This is a genomic window from Streptomyces sparsus (genome assembly GCF_054776295.1).
The window spans coordinates 1-2,002 of record NZ_BAAHCA010000891.1 but is presented as its reverse complement, the minus strand read 5'-3'; the positions used below and the strand labels follow the sequence as shown (position 1 = coordinate 2,002).

2 protein-coding genes and 1 pseudogene are annotated in these 2,002 nt (G+C 72.3%); 2 read left to right on the top strand and 1 reads right to left on the bottom strand.

The genetic code is table 11. The features are described from left to right. A pseudogene (locus ACYVE9_RS24600) lies at positions 1 to 323 on the bottom strand (ThiF family adenylyltransferase); the annotation flags it as partial. A 223-nt stretch (positions 324 to 546) separates the two neighbouring features. Here ACYVE9_RS24600 and ACYVE9_RS24595 point away from each other — a divergent pair. Both ACYVE9_RS24595 and ACYVE9_RS24590 read left to right on the top strand, forming a co-directional pair. Then, a complete protein-coding gene (locus tag ACYVE9_RS24595; RefSeq protein WP_461030095.1) occupies positions 547 to 1,125 on the top strand; it encodes a M48 metallopeptidase family protein in 579 nt (192 codons plus the stop codon). A gap of 272 nt (positions 1,126 to 1,397) precedes the next feature. Next, positions 1,398 to 2,002 (top strand): TerD family protein (locus ACYVE9_RS24590; protein WP_461030094.1); only part of this gene is annotated, 605 nt, incomplete at its 3' end.

Genomic DNA, 2,002 nt, shown 5'->3' with positions numbered 1-2,002 from the left:
AGTACCGAGAGGGAGGCGAGGTCCGGACGCAGACGATCACCCACCAGGCCGGCGGGCCGGCGGGCCGCCGCGGTGTCGTGCAGCAGCCCGGCCCGCGCCAGCCGATCCAGCAGACGGTCGACGGTGTCGGGCGGCAGACGCATGGCGGCGGCGGCCAGGCGCAGCTGCGGGATGCTCCGGGTGCCGTCCAGCAGCTCCAGGAAGCTGCCCGTCGCGGTGTCCACCGGGGCCAGCACCACGGCATGGGCGGGCGCCACGCCGTACTGGACCGTCCGGCGGTCCCTCCAGCTGCGCCGCAGCGCCGGCTTGATTAGCGGTTGCACATTGCCCCCTTCAGTTGCTCGGCAGTGACCGGCGGGCCTTCCGCCTGGGGCCGGTCGCCGTGTCCGAAGTCAGCATGCGACGAGAGGGCGTCGGCCCGTGCGGAGTTGTCCACAGGTGGTGGGTCATAGTCGTACTTAGTGACCCGTGGGGCTGGAGTTCCGCGCGAGGAATCCACCGTCGGAGGGAGGGACGTCCGTCGGTGCCAGCGGGTAACGTCGGAGCGTGCCCGCCGAACCGCTGAACCGCGCCGCTCAGCCGGGTGGTGCGCCGAGAGCGCATGCCTCCGGAGCCGACGGCGCGGCGATCGAGGTGCGGCGCAGCACCCGCCGGCGCCGCACGGTCTCCGCCTACCGGGAGGGCGACCGCACCGTCGTGCTCATCCCGGCCCGGATGTCCGCGGAGGAGGAGCGCCGCTGGATCACGGTCATGCTGGACCGCTTGGCCGCCCAGGAGAGCAAGCGGGTGCTCGGTGACGCGGAGCTGGACGAGCGGGCCCGCCGGCTGTCCGACCAGTACCTCCAGGGCCGAGCGCGGCCTTCCTCGGTGCGCTGGGTCACCAACCAGAACACCCGGTGGGGTTCGTGCACGCCCGCCGAAGGCAGCATCCGGCTCTCCCATCGGTTGCAGGGCATGCCGGAGTACGTCGTCGACTACGTGCTGCTGCACGAGCTGGCGCACCTCCTGGTGCCCGGCCACGGGGCGCGGTTCTGGCGGTTGCTCGAGGAGTACCCGCGCACGGAACGGGCCCGCGGGTTCCTGGAGGGTGTGGTCGCCGCCGCCCGCCTTCCCCACGTGCCCTGATGCCCGCCTGCCCTGCCCGCCGCGTCCCCTGATCGCCGCCGCGCGCCCGGCCCCGTCCTGCTGCCTCCTGCCGACCGTGGGGCCGCCCGCCCCAGCCCTCGCTCGCGCACAACTCCCGCCCCGCCGAAGTCCCTTCGGCCCCGGGCCCGGCCCGTCCCCGCGTCCTTGTGGCTCCGCGGTCGATTCCGTCGCGGACTCGGCGGGTTGTCCGTCGGTGTCACCCGTTAGCCTGGCGCGGAACAGGTTCGGCACGGATGGGGGACGGCGTTCGTATGGCCAAGGAATTTCAACGTGGCCACAAGGCCAAGGTCGGTGACCTGACGACGGGCACCGACCTCTACGTAGGGGTGCGGATCGAGGGTCCGGGCCTCACCTTCGACATCAGCTGCTTCGGTCTGGACGCGGAGGACCGGCTCTCCGACGACCGGTACTTCGTCTTCTTCAACCAGCCGAAGTCACCGGAGGAGTCCATTCAGCTGCTCGGCGCGCAGGCGGGGGACACCGAGTCCTTCCGCGTGACGCTGGACCGGGTCCCCGACGCCGTGCGCAGACTGTCCTTCACCGCCACGCTCGACGGCGCCGGCCAGATGTCGCAGATCGGTCCCGGCTATCTGCGGATCGTCGCCGGCGGCGAGGAGGTGGCCCGCTACTCTTTCGACGGTTCGGAGTTCAGTACCGAGCGCGCGGTGATGCTGGGTGACTTCTACGTCAAGGACGTCTGGCGGTTCGCCGCGGTCGGTCAGGGCTTCGACGGTGGTCTGGACGCGCTGCTGAAGAACTTCGGCGGCGAGGTCCTGGAGGAGGAGCAGGCCGAACCGGAGCCGGCCGCGGCGCCGGGCTTCGCCCCGCCGTCCTGGCCCGCGCCCGGCTTCGCGCC